Here is a 20,466-nt window from a genome sequence, read left to right on the forward strand (position 1 = left end):
TCCGTAGGCCGCGACGGGCTCAGTTGGTGGTGTTGCCCATCGCGCGTTCGATGAGGTCGGCGACGTCCATGTCGGCGATCATGTGCGCGGCGTTCTGCCGTGTCTCCGAGGAGGCGGAAGTGGCCGCGCCGGAGTCCGCGGCACCGGGGGCGGCCACGAGACGCAGCAACTGCCCCAGCACACCCAGTTCCTCGAGCCGTGCGAGGGGTACAGAGGCGAGGGCCTTGCGCAGTCCGGCCTCGTCCACGTCGGCGAGTTGCACCGTTCCCGTCGCGGCGTCGGGGACCAGCTCCGCACGCAGGAGCTCGGTGATCGCGGCGGGTGACGGGTAGTCGAAGATCAGCGTGGCCGGCAGCGGGATGCCCGTCACCCCCGCCAGCCGGTTGCGCAGCTCGACCGCGGTGAGCGAGTCGAAGCCCAACTCGCTGAACGCCTGCCCCGGGATGATGTTTCCGGCGTCGGCGTGCCCGAGCACGACGGCGACTTCGTCGCGGACCAGGTCCAGCAGCCTCTCCGTCTGCTCCTCCTCCGGGAGCCCTGCCAGCCGGTCCGAGAGGGTGTCGGCGGGGACAGGTCCGCCAGCAGCGGCGGTACGCCGGGGTCGGCGCACCAATCCCTGCAACATGGTCGCCAGTTGGCCGACCCCCACTTGTGCGGCCAGCGCCGTGAGGTCGAACTTGACCGGTACCAGCGCTGGTTCGTCGGCACCGAGACCGGCGTCGAAGAGCGCCATGCCCTCATCGACGGACAACGGCCTGACACCGCTGCGCCGCATGCGTGCCTGGTCCGTCTCGTCGAGGGCACCCGCCATGCCGCCTGTGTCGCCCCACAGGCCCCACGCCAGTGACACGGCGGGCAGACCCTGCCCGCGGCGCCACTGCGCGAAAGCATCCAGGAACGCGTTCGCAGCCGAGTAGTTGCCCTGCCCCGGACCACCCAGCACACCGGCGGCCGAGGAATACAAGACGAACGCGTCCAGGTCCATGCCCTGGGTCGCCTCATGCAGCGTCAATACCGCATCGACCTTCGGACGGAACACCCCCGCCAAACGCTCCGCCGTCAACCCCGCGATCACACCGTCATCCAGCACACCAGCGGTATGCACCACACCCGACAACGGAGCATCGGCAAGCATGTCATTCAACAGCCCGGCCAGCGCATCACGATCAGCCACATCACACGCCGCCACCCGCACCACGGCACCGGCCTGCTCCAGCTCCGCCTTCAACATCTGCGCCCCGGGCGCCTCCAGACCCCGCCGACTGGTCAGCACCAAACTGCGCACACCATGCACAGCAACCAGATGCCGCGCCACCACAGCACCCAGCGTGCCCGTCCCACCCGTCACCAACACCGTGCCACCCGAACGGAACACCGGCTCAGCCGACGACGGGGACACGACGCGTGACAACCGCGGCACGAACACCCCGCCCGAACGCACCGCAACCTGCGGCTCACCCAAAGCCACCACACCCGCCAACACCTTGCCGGCAGGCACCGGTTCACCCACCCCCACATCCAGCAGAACCATCCGGCCGGGATTCTCCGCCTGCGCCGAACGCACCAGACCCCACACCGCAGCCGCCACCGGATCCACCACACCAGACCCGCCCCCCGCAGCAACATCCACCGCGCCCCGCGTCACCACCACCAAACGCCCCGAACCCGACGACACAAGAAACGACTGCACAGCAGACAGAACACCAGCAGTCACCGCACAGACAGCCCCGGCATCCAGCGCAGCCGACGGCACCTCCAAGACCTCCGCATCGGCCGTGGCATCCGCATCATCACGCACCGGCAGACGAGACCACTCCACCCGGAACAGCGCATCACCACCACCGCCACCCGACACCCGCAACTGCTCCTCAGTGACCCCCCGCACCACGAGCGACTCCACCGACGCAACCGGAACACCCGCACCATCGGCCAAGTCGAGCGACAGCGACTCCGCCCCCGTGGACGTCAGCCGGACCCGCAACGACGACGCACCCGAAGCGTGCAGGGACACACCACTCCACGCGAACGGCAGTCGTACGCCTTCGCCCTCGTCATCTGAACCATGCGGCTCCGCGAAGGCTCCAGCATGCAGCGCGGCGTCCAACAGCGCCGGGTGCAGACCGAACCCGGCAGCCGCGTCCACTTCTCCCGACGGCAACGCGACCTCGGCGAACACCTCGTCGTCCCGGCGCCACACCGCACGCAATCCCTGGAACGCCGGCCCATAGCCATATCCACGGTCGGCCAACCCCTCATACAGGTGCGACACATCCACGGCCACCGCACCCTCCGGCGGCCACACACCCAACCCCGCACCGGCCGCGGGCACATTCCCGCCCAGCTGCCCACTCGCATGACGTACCCAGGCGGAATCCGCATCGGCGTCATCAGCCCGCGAGTACACCGCGACCGACCGGACTCCGCTGCCGCTGTCCTCACCGACCGAGACCTGGATACGCACCGCGCCCCTGTCGGGGATCACCAGCGGGGCTTCGATAATCAACTCACGCAGGGACCGAGCACCCACCTCGTCCCCGGCACGGACAGCGAGTTCCACAAGAGCAGCACCCGGCAGCAGGACCGTGCCGGACACGGCGTGGTCCGCCAGCCACGGCTGCGCGGCCAGCGACAACCGGCCGGTGGCAACCACACCACCGGTGTCGGGAACACTGATCACCGAGTCGAGCAGCGCATGCTCCACCGCGAACGCGGGATCACCGACCGACACGTTCGAGTTCAGCCAGTAGCGCTGGCGCTGGAAGGCGTACGTGGGCAGGTCCACACGCCGGGCACCGGTACCGGCGAACACCTTCTCCCAGTCGACATCGACACCACGCGAGTGCAACTGCCCGAGGGTGACGAGCAGCGCACGGTCCTCCGGCATGTCCCGCCGCAGCGACGGGACACAGTCCTGCGCCACCATCCCCGACAGCACACCATCAGGACCCAACTCCACAAACGTGGAGACCTTCTGGCTGCGTAGCGTCTGGACACCGTCGTGGAAACGGACCGTGCCACGCACATGCTCCACCCAGTACTCCGGCGAACACAACCGACCCGCGTCCGCCACCTCACCCGTCAGATTCGACACCACCGGCACCGCAGGCTCGTGATACGTCAGCCCCGCCACAACCCGACGGAACTCCTCCAGCATCGGATCCATCAACGACGAATGAAAAGCATGCGAGACCCGCAACCGCTTGATTCGACGGCCCTCGAAACGCGCCACCACCGCCGCAACCGCATCCTCCGCACCCGACAGCACCAACGACGTCGCACCATTGATCGCAGCGACACTCACACCGTCACCAAGCAGGGGCGTGACCTCGCCCTCCGCCGCCTCGACCGCGAACATCACCCCACCCGACGGCAACGCCTGCATCAACCTGCCCCGCGCCACCACCAAAGCCGCCGCATCCTCCAACGACCACACACCCGCCACATACGCAGCCGTCACCTCACCAATCGAATGACCCGCCACATAATGGGGACGCACACCCCACGACTCCACCAGCCGGAACAACGCCACCTCAACCGCGAACAGCGCCGGCTGCGCATACCCCGTCTCGTCCAACAGCGCCGCCTCATCACCAAAGACCAGATCCTTCAGCGAACGGCCCAGACTCTTGTCCACTGCCGCGCACACCTCGTCAAAGGCATCCGCGAACACCGGGAACACTTCATACAGTTCACGTCCCATCCCGGCCCGCTGCGCACCCTGGCCCGTGAACAACACACCCAGACGACCCGCAACCACTGTTTCCGGCCGTACCGACGCGAGCCCCTCCCGCGCCTCCTCCACCGAACCCGCCACCACCACCGCACGATGATCGAAACGAGCACGCGTCGTCGCCAGCGAATACGCGGCGTCCGTGAGGCTCAGTTCACGGTGCAGTTCCAGGTGGCCGGCCAGACGCCGGGCCTGCGCGCTCACGGCCTCAGCCGTTCTGCCCGACAGGACGAGGGGTACGAGCCCGCGCGTCGCGGTCGGTTCGGGAGCGTCCTTCTCGACGGCTTCCAGGATGAGATGGGCATTGGTGCCGCTGATACCGAAGGAGGAGACAGCGGCCCGGCGGGGGCGGCCGTGAGCCGCCTGCCACTGCTGCGGCTCCGTCAGCAATTCCACCGCACCCGCCGACCAGTCCACCTTCGGCGACGGCTCGTCCACGTGCAGCGTCTTCGGCAGCACACCATGCCGCATCGCCTGCACCATCTTGATCACACCCGCCACACCCGCAGCGGCCTGCGCATGACCGATGTTCGACTTCAACGACCCCAGCCACAACGGCCGGTCCACCCCGGGCCGCTCCTGACCGTACGTCGCGATCAACGCCTGCGCCTCGATCGGATCACCCAGCGACGTACCCGTACCGTGCGCCTCCACCGCATCCACGTCGGCCGCCGACAGGCCGGCGTTCGCCAACGCCTGTCGGATCACACGCTGCTGGGACGGACCGTTCGGAGCGGTCAGACCGTTCGACGCACCGTCCTGGTTCACCGCACTGCCCCGCACCAGAGCCAGCACCTCATGACCGTTACGGCGGGCGTCCGACAGACGCTCCAGCAGCACCAGGCCCACACCCTCAGCCCATGACGTGCCGTCCGCACCCGCCGCGAACGACTTGCACCGCCCATCCGCAGCAAGGCCCCGCTGCCGCGAGAACTGCACGAACGCGATCGGTGTGGACATCACCGCCACGCCTCCGGCCAGGGCGAGCGAGCACTCACCATTCCGCAGGGACTGCATCGCGGAGTGCATCGCCACCAGCGACGACGAACACGCCGTGTCCACCGTCACGGAAGGGCCCTCGAGCCCGAGAGCGTACGAGATACGGCCGGAGGCCAGACTGCCCGCGGCCACCGCCTCGCTGTAGTCGTGGTACATGGCGCCGGCGAAGACGCCCGTCCGGCTGCCCTTCAGCGACGTCGGATCAATACCGGCCCGCTCCAGCACCTCCCACGACGTCTCCAGCAGCAACCGCTGCTGCGGATCCATCGCCAACGCCTCACGCGGACTGACCCCGAAGAACGCCGGATCGAACTCCCCCGCATCATGCAAGAACCCACCATGGCGAACCGTCGACCTACCCACCGCGTCCGGATCAGGATCGAACAACCGCGCCACATCCCAGCCCCGGTCCTCCGGGAACGCCGAGATACCATCACGCCCCTCGGCCACCAGACGCCACAGATCCTCCGGCGAAGCCACACCACCGGGCAGCCGGCACCCCATCGCCACAATCGCGATCGGATCCTCCGACACCGAAACAGCAGACAGCCCCCGGCCCGCCACCGACTCGGCCACCGCCTCCTCGCCCACCAACTCCACACGCAAAAACTCAGCCAGCACACCCGGCGACGGATAATCAAAAATCAACGTCGCCGGCAACCGCAGACCCGTCACCGCATTCAAACGGTTCCGCAACTCCACCGCCGTCAACGAATCAAAACCAAGATCGTTGAACGCCTGCCCGGCCCCGATACTCCCCGCACCCGCATGCCCCAACACCACCGCAACCTCACCCGACACCAACTCCACAAGGTGACGCTTCTGCTCGTCGACCGTGAGCGCCGCCAAAGAACCGGTCAAGGAGTCGCCGATGGTGCTGCCGGTATCGGCGACCGCGGTTCGGCGTGGCCTGCGGATCAGGCCCCGCAGCATGAAGGGCATCCGGTCGGTTGCCGCCTGCTCGGTGAGGACGGCGAAGTCGAACTTGACGGGTACCAGCGCTGGTTCGTCGGCACCGAGACCGGCGTCGAAGAGCGCCATGCCCTCATCGACGGACAACGGACGAATACCACCACGGCTCATACGGGCCTGGTCGGACTCCCCGAGCGAACCCGTCATCGCACTCGACGCACCCCACAGGCCCCACGCCAGCGACACGGCAGGCAGACCCTGCCCGCGGCGCCACTGCGCGAAAGCATCCAGGAACGCGTTCGCAGCCGAGTAGTTGCCCTGCCCCGGACCACCCAGCACACCGGCGGCCGAGGAATACAAGACGAACGCGTCCAGGTCCATGCCCTGGGTCGCCTCATGCAGCGTCAATACCGCATCGACCTTCGGACGGAACACCCCCGCCAAACGCTCCGCCGTCAACCCCGCGATCACACCGTCATCCAGCACACCAGCGGTATGCACCACACCCGACAACGGAGCATCAACAGGAACACCAGCCAGCAACCCGGCCAGCGCATCACGATCAGCCACATCACACGCCGCCACCCGCACCACGGCACCGGCCTGCTCCAGCTCCGCCTTCAACATCTGCGCCCCGGGCGCCTCCAGACCCCGCCGACTGGTCAGCACCAAACTGCGCACACCATGCACAGCAACCAGATGCCGCGCCACCACAGCACCCAGCGTGCCCGTCCCACCCGTCACCAACACCGTGCCACCCGAACGGAACACCGGCTCAACAAACCCCGGCACGACTGCCCGCACCAGCCGCGGCACGAACACCCCGCCCGAACGCACCGCAACCTGCGGCTCACCCAAAGCCACCACACCCGCCAACACCTTGCCGGCAGGCACCGGTTCACCCACCCCCACATCCAGCAGAACCATCCGGCCGGGATTCTCCGCCTGCGCCGAACGCACCAGACCCCACACCGCAGCCGCCACCGGATCCACCACACCAGACCCGCCCCCCGCAGCAACATCCACCGCGCCCCGCGTCACCACCACCAAACGCCCCGAACCCGACGACACAAGAAACGACTGCACAGCAGACAGAACACCAGCAGTCACCGCACAGACAGCCCCGGCATCCAGCGCAGCCGACGGCACCTCCAAGACCTCCGCATCGGCCGTGGCATCCGCATCATCACGCACCGGCAGACGAGACCACTCCACCCGGAACAGCGCATCACCACCACCGCCACCCGACACCCGCAACTGCTCCTCAGTGACCGCCCGCAGCACGAGCGACTCCACCGACGCAACCGGAACACCCGCACCATCGGCCAAGTCGAGCGACAGCGACTCCGCCCCCGTGGACGTCAGCCGGACCCGCAACGACGACGCACCCGAAGCGTGCAGGGACACACCACTCCACGCGAACGGCAGGAACAGGCCGTCCCCGTCGGACTCGCGCGCACCGGAGAAAGCCCCGGCGTGCAGCGCGGCATCCAGAAGCGCCGGGTGCAGACCGAACCCGCCGACCGAGTCCACCTCACTCGACGGCAACGCGACTTCCGCGAACACCTCGTCCTTACGCCGCCACACCGCACGCAGCCCCTGAAAAACCGGCCCATAGCCGTAACCGCGGGCGCCCAGCTCTGCGTACAGGTGCGACACATCCACGGCCACCGCACCCTCCGGCGGCCACACACCCAACCCCGCACCGGCCGCGGGCACATTCCCGCCCAGCTGCCCACTCGCATGACGTACCCAGGCGGAATCCGCATCGGCGTCATCAGCCCGCGAGTACACCGCGACCGACCGGACTCCGCTGCCGCTGTCCTCACCGACCGAGACCTGCACCCGTACCGCGCCCTCATCGGGAACCACCAGCGGAGCCTCGATCACCAGCTCCCGCAGCACATCCGCACCAACCTCGTCGCCCGCACGAATTGCCAACTCCACCAGAGCAGCACCCGGCAGCAGGACCCTGCCGGACACGGCGTGGTCCGCCAACCATGGCTGTGCTGCCAGCGACAGCCGGCCAGTGGCGACAACTCCACCCGTCTCGGGCACACCCACCACGATGTCGAGCAGCGGATGTCCGGTGGCCAGGGCTGGATCCCCGCCGGACACCGACGGGTTCAGCCAGTAGCGCTGGCGCTGGAAGGCGTACGTGGGCAGGTCCACACGGCGGGCACCGGTACCGGCGAACACCTTCTCCCAGTCGACATCGACACCACGCGAGTGCAACTGCCCGAGGGTGACGAGCAGCGCACGGTCCTCCGGCATGCCCCGCCGCAGCGACGGGACACAGTCCTGCGCCACCATCCCCGACAGCACACCATCAGGACCCAACTCCACAAACGTGGAGACCTTCTGCTCCCGTAACGTCTGCACACCGTCGTGGAAACGGACCGTGCCACGCACATGCTCCACCCAGTACTCCGGCGAACACAACCGACCCGCGTCCGCCACCTCACCCGTCAGATTCGACACCACCGGCACCGCAGGCTCGTGATACGTCAGCCCCGCCACAACCCGACGGAACTCCTCCAGCATCGGATCCATCAACGACGAATGAAAAGCATGCGAAACACGCAACCGCTTGATTCGACGGCCCTCGAACCGGGCCACCACCGCCGCTACCGCATCCTCCGCACCCGACAGCACCAACGACGTCGCACCGTTGATCGCAGCGACACTCACACCGTCACCAAGCAGGGGCGTGACCTCGCCCTCCGCCGCCTCGACCGCGAACATCACCCCACCCGACGGCAACGCCTGCATCAACCTGCCCCGCGCCACCACCAAAGCCGCCGCATCCTCCAACGACCACACACCCGCCACATACGCAGCCGTCACCTCACCAATCGAATGACCCGCCACATAGTGGGGACGCACACCCCAGGACCGTACAAGGCGAAAGAGCGCCACCTCGACGGCGAACAGAGCCGGCTGCGCATACCGCGTCTCGTCCAAAAGCGCCGCCTCATCACCGAAGACCAGATCCTTCAGCGAACGGCCCAGACTCTTGTCCACTGCCGCGCACACCTCGTCAAAGGCATCCGCGAACACCGGGAACACTTCATACAGTTCACGTCCCATCCCGGCCCGCTGCGCACCCTGACCCGTGAACAACACACCCAGACGACCCGCAACCACTGTTTCCGACCGTACCGACGCGAGCCCCACCCGCGCCTCCTCCACCGAACCCGCCACCACCACCGCACGATGATCGAAACGAGCACGCGCCGTCGCCAGCGAATACGCGGCGTCCGTAAGGCTCAGTTCACGCTCCCGGTCAAGGAACTCAGCCAGCCGCACCGCCTGAGCACGCACCGCCTCCGGCGACCTGCCCGACACCACCAACGGCACCACACCATCACGCACCACACCACCCGGCACCACCGCACGCTCCACCGGACCCGCAGGCTCAACAGCCTCCAAAATCACATGCGCATTCGTCCCACTGATACCGAACGCCGACACACCAGCGCGCCTAGGACGGTCCGCTACTGCCGGCCACTCCCGCGACTCCGTCAGCAACTCCACCGCACCCGCCGACCAGTCCACCTCCGACGACGGAGCATCCACATGCAACGTCTTCGGCAGCACACCATGCCGCATCGCCTGCACCATCTTGATCACACCCGCCACACCCGCGGTCGCCTGGGTGTGACCGATGTTCGACTTCACCGAGCCGAGCCACAACGGCCGGTCCGCCGGGCGCCCTTGCCCGTAGGTCGCGATCAGGGCCTGCGCCTCGATCGGATCACCCAACGACGTACCCGTACCGTGCGCCTCCACCGCATCGACGTCCGTGGCGAGCAACCCGGAGTTGGTCAGTGCCTGGCGGATGACACGTCGCTGCGAGGGACCGTTGGGTGCGGTGAGACCATTGGACGCGCCGTCCTGGTTCACCGCACTGCCCCGCACCAGAGCCAGCACCTCATGACCGTTACGCCGCGCGTCCGACAGACGCTCCAACAGCAGCAGACCCACACCCTCCGCCCACGACGTACCGTCCGCACCCTCTGCGAACGCCTTGCAGCGCGCGTCGGATGCCAGGCCTCGCTGCCTCGAGAAGGCCACGAACGCGCCCGGCGTGGCCATGACGGACACACCGCCGGCGAGCGCGAGTGAGCACTCGCCGCTGCGCAGCGCCTGCGCTGCCAGGTGGATGGCGACCAGCGCGGAGGAACAGGCGGTGTCGATGGAGACGGCGGGGCCCTCGAAGCCGAACGTGTACGAGACACGGCCGGAGGTGACCGCACCGGCGCTGCCGGTCAGGGCGTACCCCTCGGTGCTGGACTCCCCGCCCTCGAGGCTCGGGATGTAGTCCTGAGGCTTGGTCCCGGCGAAGACACCCACGTTGCGGCCCCGCAGCGAGGTCGGGTCGATGCCCGCCCGCTCGAAGACCTCCCACGAGGTCTCCAGCAGCAGCCGCTGCTGCGGATCCATCGCCAACGCCTCACGCGGGCTGATTCCGAAGAAGCCGGCGTCGAACTCAGCGGCGTCGGTGACGAAGCCGCCCTCCTTGACGTACGACTTTCCGGGGCGCTCGGGGTCGGGGTCGAACAACCCGTTCACCTCCCAGCCGCGGTCCGTCGGGAACGCCGAGATGCCGTCGGTTCCGCCTGCGACCAGTTCCCACAGGTCCGCGGGTGAGGACACGCCGCCGGGGAGGCGGCAGCCCATGGAGACGATCGCGATCGGGTCCGTCTTCTCGGATTCGACCTCGCGCAGCCGCTTGCGCGCCTGGCTGAGATCGGCGAGGGCTCGCTTGAGGTAGTCACGCAGCTTGTCGTCGTTCGTGCTCATCGAAAGTCCTTCTGCTCAACAGGTGTGGGGGCCGACGCCGCTGTCAGGAAGAGCCGAGCTCGTTCTCTGCGAAGCTGAAGAGTTCGTCGTCGGAGGCGGAATCGAGGTCGAAACTCGCCTCGTCCTCCACGAGGGCACCGGACGCCGCACACCGGGTCGCCAGGGTTTGCAGGCGCTTGGCCGTCTGGGCCAGGACATCGTCGTCCAGGGACGTACTGCTCAACGCCGCTTCCAGTCGGTCCAGTTCGGCGAGCACGGACATCGGCGAGACGCCCAGTTGCTCCAGCAGGACGTCGGCGAGAGCGGCCGGCGTCGGGTAGTCGAACACGGCCGAGGCGGGCAATTGGAGCCCCGTGGCCGCCGTGAGCCGGTTGCGCAGTTCCACGCCTGTGAGCGAGTCGAAGCCGAGGTCCTTGAAGGCACGGTCCGGCGCGATGGCATCCCGCCCGCGACGGCCGCCCAGTACGGTCGCGGCGTCGGCACTCACCAGGTCGAGCAGGGCACGCTGCCGCTCAGGTTGCGGCATCTTCGCAAGCCGGTCGGCCAGGGACTCCCCCGCCACGCTGCCGGTGCCACCGGCGGCATTGGTGCGGACGGTCCGGCGTGGCCGGCGGACCAGGCCCCGCAGCATGAAGGGCATCCGGTCGGTTGCCGCCTGCTCGGTGAGGACGGCGAAGTCGAACTTGACCGGCATCAGCGCTGGTTCGTCGGCACCGAGACCGGCGTCGAAGAGCGCCATGCCCTCATCGACGGACAACGGACGAATACCACCACGGCTCATACGGGCCTGGTCGGACTCCCCGAGCGAACCCGTCATCGCACTCGACGCACCCCACAAGCCCCACGCCAGCGACACGGCAGGCAGACCCTGCCCGCGGCGCCACTGCGCGAAAGCATCCAGGAACGCGTTCGCAGCCGAATAGTTGCCCTGCCCCGGACCACCCAGCACACCGGCGGCCGAGGAATACAAGACGAACGCATCCAGGTCCATGCCCTGGGTCGCCTCATGCAGCGTCAATACCGCATCGACCTTCGGACGGAACACCCCCGCCAAACGCTCCGCCGTCAACCCCGCGATCACACCGTCATCCAGCACACCAGCGGTATGCACCACACCCGACAACGGAGCATCGGCAAGCATGTCATTCAACAGCCCGGCCAGCGCATCACGATCAGCCACATCACACGCCGCCACCCGCACCACGGCACCGGCCTGCTCCAGCTCCGCCTTCAACATCTGCGCCCCGGGCACCTCCAGACCCCGCCGACTGGTCAGCACCAAACTGCGCACACCATGCACAGCAACCAAATGCCGCGCCACCACAGCACCCAGCGTGCCCGTCCCACCCGTCACCAACACCGTGCCACCCGAACGGAACACCGGCTCAGCCGACGACGGGGACACGACGCGTGACAACCGCGGCACGAACACCCCGCCCGAACGCACCGCAACCTGCGGCTCACCCAAAGCCACCACACCCGCCAACACCTTGCCGGCAGGCACCGGTTCACCCACCCCCACATCCAGCAGAACCATCCGGCCGGGATTCTCCGCCTGCGCCGAACGCACCAGACCCCACACCGCAGCCGCCACCGGATCCACCACACCAGACCCGCCCCCAACAACAACAACATCCACCGCGCCCCGCGTCACCACCACCAAACGCCCCGAACCCGACGACACAAGAAACGACTGCACAGCAGACAGAACACCGGCAGAGACCCGACGAACGTCCTCAGCACTCAGCGAAGCCGACTCCACCTCCAGCAACTCCACCTCGACATCGTCCGCCACGTCGTCCGCGACGTCGTCCGCGACGTCGTCCGCGACGTCGTCCGCGACGTCGTCCGCGTCATCACGCACCGGCAGACGAGACCACTCCACCCGGAACAGCGCATCACCACCACCGCCACCCGACACCCGCAACTGCTCCTCAGTGACCCCCCGCACCACGAGCGACTCCACCGACGCAACCAAGGCACCTTCGCCACCGGCATCGAAGATTTCCAGGCGCGACGCGTCGGAACCGCTCTCGGCCGGTGTCACCCGGATCCGGACGGCCGCGGCACCGGTGGCGTGCAGGGTCACCCCACGCCACTCCGCGGACAGGCCGGAGTGCCCGGTCGCATGGGCCGCGGCCTCCAGAAGCACCGGGTGCAGACCGAAGCGTCCAGCGTCTGCGGCGAGTTCCTCGCCCAGGGCGAGCTCGATGTACTCCTCCTGCGCGGCCGCGCCACCACTTGGTACCGGAACCGTGCCAGAGGGCGTCAGCGTGCCGGTGGCGTGGCGAGTCCAGGGCTCGTCGCCCTGTTCGGCGCGGGTGTACACGCCCACCGTGCGGTGCCCCTCGTCGTCGGCGCCCCCGACGGAGACCTGCACACGAAGGGCTCCCGTGGCCGGCAGCACGATCGGTGTCTCGATCGTCAGCCCACGCACCGTACCGACGCCGACCTCATCGCCCGCGCGGATCGCCAGTTCGACCAGGGCGGCCCCCGGCACCATGCCGGTGCCTGTGCCCGGCACGGAGTCCTCGACCAGCCATGGCTGAGCCTTGCGCGACAACCGTCCAGTACACAGCACACCTCCGGTCTCCGGCACTGCCATCACCGCGCTGAGCAGCGGGTGACCCATCGACACGTCAGTCGCCGGTGGGGTGGCGGACAGCCAGTAGCGCTGGCGTTGGAAGGCGTACGTGGGCAGGTCCACACGGCGGGCACCGGTACCGGCGAACACCTTCTCCCAGTCGACATCGACACCACGCGAGTGCAACTGACCCAGGGCGACCAGCAGCGCACGGTCCTCCGGCATGCCCCGCCGCAGCGACGGGACACAGTCCTGCGCCACCATCCCCGACAGCACACCATCAGGACCCAACTCCACAAACGTGGAGACCTTCTGCTCCCGTAACGTCTGGACACCGTCGTGGAAACGGACCGTGCCACGCACATGCTCCACCCAGTACTCCGGCGAACACAACCGACCCGCGTCCGCCACCTCACCCGTCAGATTCGACACCACCGGCACCGCAGGCTCGTGATACGTCAGCCCCGCCACAACCCGACGGAACTCCTCCAGCATCGGATCCATCAACGACGAATGAAAAGCATGCGAGACCCGCAACCGCTTGATTCGACGGCCCTCGAAACGCGCCACCACCGCCGCAACCGCATCCTCCGCACCCGACAGCACCAACGACGTCGCACCATTGATCGCAGCGACACTCACACCGTCACCAAGCAGGGGCGTGACCTCGCCCTCCGCCGCCTCGACCGCGAACATCACCCCACCCGACGGCAACGCCTGCATCAACCTGCCCCGCGCCACCACCAAAGCCGCCGCATCCTCCAACGACCACACACCCGCCACATACGCAGCCGTCACCTCACCAATCGAATGACCCGCCACATAATGGGGACGCACACCCCACGACTCCACCAGCCGGAACAACGCCACCTCAACCGCGAACAGCGCCGGCTGCGCATACCCCGTCTCGTCCAACAGCGCCGCCTCATCACCAAAGACCAGATCCTTCAGCGAACGGCCCAGACTCTTGTCCACTGCCGCGCACACCTCGTCAAAGGCATCCGCGAACACCGGGAACACTTCATACAGTTCACGTCCCATCCCGGCCCGCTGCGCACCCTGGCCCGTGAACAACACACCCAGACGACCCGCAACCACTGTTTCCGGCCGTACCGACGCGAGCCCCTCCCGCGCCTCCTCCACCGAACCCGCCACCACCACCGCACGATGATCGAAACGAGCACGCGTCGTCGCCAGCGAATACGCGGCGTCCGTGAGGCTCAGTTCACGCTCCCGGTCAAGGAACTCAGCCAGCCGCACCGCCTGAGCACGCACCGCCTCCGGCGACCTGCCCGACACCACCAACGGCACCACACCATCACGCACCACACCACCCGGCACCACCGCACGCTCCACCGGACCCGCAGGCTCAACAGCCTCCAAAATCACATGCGCATTCGTCCCACTGATACCGAACGCCGACACACCAGCGCGCCTAGGACGGTCCGCTACTGCCGGCCACTCCCGCGACTCCGTCAGCAACTCCACCGCACCCGCCGACCAGTCCACCTCCGACGACGGAGCATCCACATGCAACGTCTTCGGCAGCACACCATGCCGCATCGCCTGCACCATCTTGATCACACCCGCCACACCCGCGGTGGCTCCCGTGTGACCGAGGTTCGACTTCAGGGCCCCGAGCAGCAGCGGACGGTCGTCGCCGGGCCGCTCCTGACCGTACGTCGCGATCAGCGCCTGCGCCTCGATCGGATCACCCAACGACGTACCCGTACCGTGCGCCTCCACGACGTCGATATCAGCCGCCGACAACCCTGCGTTCGCCAACGCCTGCCGGATCACACGCTGCTGGGAGGGTCCGTTCGGAGCGGTCAGGCCGTTCGACGCACCGTCCTGGTTCACCGCACTGCCCCGCACCAGAGCCAGCACCTCATGACCGTTACGCCGCGCGTCCGACAGACGCTCCAGCAGGACGACTCCGACGCCCTCGGCCCAGCCCGTGCCGTCCGCGCCCTCGGCGAACGCCTTGCAGCGCCCGTCCGGCGCCAGGCCCCGCTGCCGTGAGAACTCGACGAAGACGCCGGGGCTGGACATCACGGCCACTCCGCCGGCCAGGGCGAGCGAGCACTCACCATTGCGCAGGGCCTGCATCGCGGAGTGCATCGCCACCAACGAGGACGAGCATGCCGTGTCGATGGTGAGCGCGGGACCCTCCAGGCCCAGGACGTACGACACGCGGCCGGAGGCGACGCTGCCCGCGCTGCCGGTCAGGGCATAGCCCTCGGTGCCATCGGCACCGCCGCCGAGGCGCGGGGTGTAGTCCTGGGCTCCCATGCCGGTGAAGACACCGACGTCCTTGCCCCTCAGTGACATCGGGTCGATGCCCGCCCGCTCCAAGACCTCCCACGAGGTCTCCAGCAGCAGCCGCTGCTGCGGATCCATCGCCAACGCCTCACGGGGGTTGATGCCGAAAAAGCCGGCGTCGAAGTCGGCGACGCCGTGCAGGAAACCGCCCTTGCGGACGTAGGTCGTGCCGGGGGCGTCCGGGTCGTCGGAGAGCAGACCGTCCAGGTCCCATCCGCGGTCGGCCGGGAAGTCGACGAGCGCGTCGCGGCCCTCGGCGAGCAGGGTCCACAGGTCCTCGGGCGAGGTCACGCCGCCGGGGAGGCGGCAGCCCATGGAGACGATCGCGATCGGGTCGTCGGCCGCGGGGGACGGTGACGGTGCGACGGCGGGCAGGGCCTCGGCAACATCGTCGCCGACGAGTTCCGCGCGCAGGTGGTCGGCCAGCGCCCTGGGGTTCGGGTAGTCGAAGACGAGGGTGGCGGGCAGGCGCAGCTGTGTGGCGGCGTTGAGACGGTTGCGCAGTTCGACCGCGGTGACCGAGTCGAACCCGATCTCCTTGAACGCCCTGTCCGCCTCGACGCCTTCGGCGTCCGTGTGGCCCAGGACGGCTCCGGCTTCGGTCCGCACCAGGCTCACCAGCAGGTGTTCCTGTTCGGCCGGTGAGAGCTCCAGGAGTTCGGCACGCAGGGCGGAGGCATCGGTGTCGGGGCGGTCCTCGGTACTGCCGACGAGGAGTTCGGTGACCTCGGGCAAGCCACGCAGCAGGGGCCGGGGTCGGCTGAGGGTGAAGGCCGGGGCGAAGCGGGTCCAGTCGATGCCGGCGACGACCACGTGCGTCTCGTCGTGCTCGACGGCCTGCACCAGTGCGGCCACACCGAGGCGGGGTTCCATCAGGGAGAGGCCGAGCTTGGCGAACTCCCCCGCCATCGACGCGTCGACCATGCCGCCGCCGTCCCACGCGCCCCAGGCGATGGAGGTGGCAGTCAGTCCGCGGGCGCGCCGGTGGTGGGCCAGCGCGTCGAGGTACGCGTTGGCTCCGGCGTACGACGTCAGGCCGTTGCTGCCCCAGGCGGTGGCGCCGGAGGAGAAGAGGACGAAGGCGTCGAGATCGCGGTCGCCGAGCAGGTCGTCCAGATGACGGGCACCGGCGATCTTGGCGCGGCCCATCTCGGCGAACTGCTCGACCGTGAGCCCGGACAGGGGTGATTCGGTCTGGGGCGCGCCGGCGAGGTGCAGGACGGCGGTCAGTGGCAGTTCGGCGGGGACGGCGTCGAGGAGGGCGGCGACCGTGTCACGGTCGCCGATGTCGCAGGCGGTGATGGTGACCCGGGTGCCGTGGGCCTCGAGTTCGGTGCGGAGTTCACCGGCGCCGGGGGCGTCGGGGCCGCGGCGGCTGGTCAGTACCAGATGTTCGGCGCCGAGCTCGGCGAGTCGGCGGGCGACGTGGGCTCCTGTGCCGCCGGTGCCACCGGTGATCAGGACGGTGCCGCGCGGAGTCCAGGGCTTGGGGGCCGGGGTGTCCTCCAGCGGGGCGCGGCGCATGCGGCGGGCGTGCAGGCCGTCGGGGCGTACGGCGAGTTGGTCCTCCTCGTCGGCTCCGGAGAGGGCGGCGCACAGCAGGTCAAGGGTGTGCGGGTCGGGTTCGTCGGTGCCGGAGGGCAGGTCGACGAGGCCGCCCCAGGTCCGGGGGTGGTCCAGTGCCAGGACGGTGCCGATGCCCCACATGACGTGCTGGGAGACGTCGGTCAGCTCGGCGGGGTCTGCGACGGCGACGCCGCCGGACGTGACCGCCCACAAGGGTGCCTCGATGCCGGCGTCACCGAGTGCCTGGACGAGGGTCACGGTGCCGATCGTGCCGCGCGACCAGGTGGTGTGGACGGGGTGCGGCCGGGCGTCGAGTGCCAGGAGCGACACGATCCCCGAGAAGGGCTGGTCGGGCAGGGCAGCGGCCAGCGCCTCCCGGTCCGTGTTCTCGGTGTCGACCTCGATGCGCACGATCTGCGCGCCGCGCTCGGTGAGACCGGTGGCGACGGCTTCGGCGAGCGGACCGCTGTCGGTGCCGGCGGCTATGAGCCAGGTGCCCGAGAGGGTGCCGGTGGTGTCGATCCGGTCCCAGCCGAGGCGGTAACGCCATCCGTCGACGACGGACCGTTCCCGTCGGCGGCGTCGCCAGGAGGAGAGTGCGGGCAGGACTTCGTCGAGTACGGAGGCCTTGAGCTGGAGGTCGTCGGCGAGGGCGTCGGTGTCGCCGGCCTCGATCGCGGCCCAGAAGGCGGTGTCGACGGGGTCGGCCTCGACGGCGGGCCTGTCGTTCGCATCGAGCCAGTAGCGCTGGTGTTGGAAGGGATACGTCGGCAACTCCACCCGCCGGGCCCCCCACGCATCGAACGCAGCCTCCCAATCAACATCAACACCCCCCGCAAACACCTCACCCACCGACCGCAAGAACCGCTCCAGACCCCCCTCACCACGACGCAACGACCCCACCACCAGGCCGTCCACACCCACCGCACCCATCGTCTCCGCCACCACAAAACCCAGCACCGGATGCGGACTCATCTCCACAAACACCCGCCGCCCCTCACCCAACAGCCGCCGCGTCACCTCCTCCAAACGCACCGGCTCCCGCAGATTCCGATACCAATACCCCCCGTCCAACAACGCCGTATCCACCACCCCACCCATCACCGTCGAATAGAACGGCACCCCCGACGACACCGCCGACACACCCTCCAACACCCCCGCCAACTCACCCTCAACCCGCTCCACCTCCACCGAATGAGACGCGTAATCCACCGCAACCCGACGCACCCGCACCCCCTCAGCACCCAACTCCTCCTCCAACACCCCCAACGCATCCACCCCACCCGCCACCACCACCGACGACGGACCATTCACCGCAGCAACCGACAACCCCCCACCCAAACGCCCCTCCACCACACCCACCGGCAGAGCAACCGACAACATCCCACCCCCACCAGCAAGCGACGACGCAATCACCGCACTACGCCCCGCCACCACCCGCGCACCGTCCTCCAACGACAACGCACCCACCACACACGCCGCCGCGATCTCCCCCTGCGAATGACCCACCACACCAGCCGGCTCCACACCCACCGACCGCCACAACCCCGCCAACGACACCATCACAGCCCACAACACAGGCTGCACCACCTCAACCCGCCCCAACGCCTCCTCATCACCCAACACATCAACCAACGACCACCCCACAAACGGCGCCAACGCCTCCCCACACCGCGCCATCCACTCCGCAAACACCACCGACTCCGACAACAACCCCAACGCCATCCCCACCCACTGCGCCCCCTGACCCGGAAACACAAACACCACACCCCCACCACCATGAACGGCAGTCGGTACCGAGGTGTTCTCTGCCAGGGCGGTGAGGCGGCTCAGTGCTTCCTGCCGAGTGCCGGCGACCACCACACCGCGGTGGTCGAACGCCGCGCGTGAGGTCAGGGAGAGGGCGACGTCGTGGAGTGCGGCCTCGGGCCGGTCCTCCAGGAAAGCGGCGAGCCGCCTGGCCTGCTCGCGCAGGGCGTCGGGGGTCTTGCCCGACAGGGCCAGTGGCACCACGCCCTGGGGCACGACCTGTTCGGCCTGTTCGGCGTCCGGCGGCATGGACTCGGCGGGCGCCCCGGGTGCGGTGGCTTCGGGGTCCGCCGGGCCGGACTCCTCGGACGCGGGCGCCGCAGCCTGTGCGGACTCGATGACGACATGGGCGTTGGTGCCGCTGAGGCCGAAGGACGACACACCGGCACGCCGCGGCTCGCCCCGCTCGGGCCACTCCCGCGCCTCGGTCAGCAACTCGACCGCACCCGCCGACCAGTCCACCTCAGGCGTCGGAGCGTCCACATGCAACGTCTTCGGCAGCACACCATGCCGCATCGCCTGCACCATCTTGATCACACCCGCCACACCCGCAGCCGACTGGGCGTGACCGATGTTGGACTTCAGCGAACCCAGCCACAGCGGGCGGCCGTCGCCGGGCCGCTCCTGGCCGTAGGTGGCGAGGAGGGCCTGCGCCTCGATCGGGTCACCGAGGGACGTACCGGTGCCGTGCGCCTCCACCACGTCGACATCCGCCGCGGACAGCCGGGCGTTCTCCAGCGCCTGCCGGATCACCTCCCGCTGGGCGGGGCCGTTGGGCGAGGTGAGGCCGTTGGACGCACCGTCCTGGTTCACGGCGGTGCCGCGGACGACGGCCAGGATGTCGTGGCCGTTGCGGCGGGCGTCCGACAGACGCTCCAGCAGCAGGACGCCCACCCCCTCGGAGAAGCCGGTGCCGTTGGCGCCGGCGGCGAAGGCGCGGCACCGGCCGTCCGGGGAGAGCCCGCGCTGGCGGGAGAACTCGACGAACATCTTGCTGTCGGCCATCACGGCCGCGCCGCCCGCCAGCGCCATCTCGGACTCACCGGCGCGCAGGGACTGGACGGCCAGGTGGATGGCGACCAGCGACGAGGAGCAGGCGGTGTCGACCGTCACCGAGGGGCCTTCGATGCCGAGCGTGTACGACACGCGGCCCGAGGCGAAGCTACCGGTGCTGCCGCGTCCGAGGTACGCCTCCAGGTCCTCGGGGACCTGTCGTACGCGCGGGGCGTAGTCGTGGTGCATGACGCCGGTGTAGAGGCCGATCCTGCGTCCGCGCAGGGAGGTGGGGTCGATGTTGGCACGTTCGAAGACCTCCCAGGAGGTCTCCAGGAGCAGTCGCTGCTGCGGGTCCATCGCCAGCGCCTCGCGCGGGGAGATCCCGAAGAAGGGCGCGTCGAAACCGGCCACGTCGTCGAGAAAGCCGCCCTCACGGACGTAGGACGTTCCCGGTGCGTCGGGGTCCGGGTCGTAGATGCCCTCCAGGTCCCAGCCTCGGTCGGCCGGGAAGGGGGTGATGCCGTCGATGCCGTCGGCCACCATCCGCCAGAGGTCCTCGGGGGAGGTCACGCCTCCCGGCAGACGACAGGCCATACCGACGATGGCGATGGGCTCCCATGCCTTCTCCTCGACCTCGCGCAGTCGGCGGGTTGCCTGACGGGCGGTGGCAACGGCCTTGTTGAGGTATTCGCGGTACTTCTTGTCGTCGGCCATGGGGAAGGTCAGCTCCTAGAGAAAGACT

At 68.8% G+C, this 20,466-nt stretch carries 2 protein-coding genes; both read right to left on the bottom strand.

What is annotated here, in order from left to right; translation table 11 throughout:
• Positions 1–19: 19 nt before the first annotated feature.
• Positions 20–10,426 carry an SDR family NAD(P)-dependent oxidoreductase gene (locus G9272_RS05975; RefSeq protein WP_437184360.1) on the bottom strand — a complete coding sequence of 3,469 codons (10,407 nt, stop codon included), beginning with the start codon at positions 10,424–10,426 and terminating at the stop codon, positions 20–22.
• A gap of 64 nt (positions 10,427–10,490) precedes the next feature.
• Positions 10,491–20,438 (bottom strand): type I polyketide synthase, encoded by a 9,948-nt coding sequence (locus tag G9272_RS05980; protein ID WP_171395551.1) that lies wholly within the window; start codon positions 20,436–20,438, stop codon positions 10,491–10,493.
• Between the last annotated feature and the right edge of the window lie 28 nt (positions 20,439–20,466).

The sequence above is a fragment of the Streptomyces asoensis genome (assembly GCF_013085465.1).
Taxonomy (GTDB): Bacteria; Actinomycetota; Actinomycetes; order Streptomycetales; family Streptomycetaceae; genus Streptomyces; species Streptomyces cacaoi_A.

Coding starts and splice junctions, on each gene's coding strand:
- G9272_RS05980 (WP_171395551.1), bottom strand. CDS start 20,438: ATGGCCGACGACAAGAAGTACCGCGAATACCTCAACAAGGCCGTTGCC.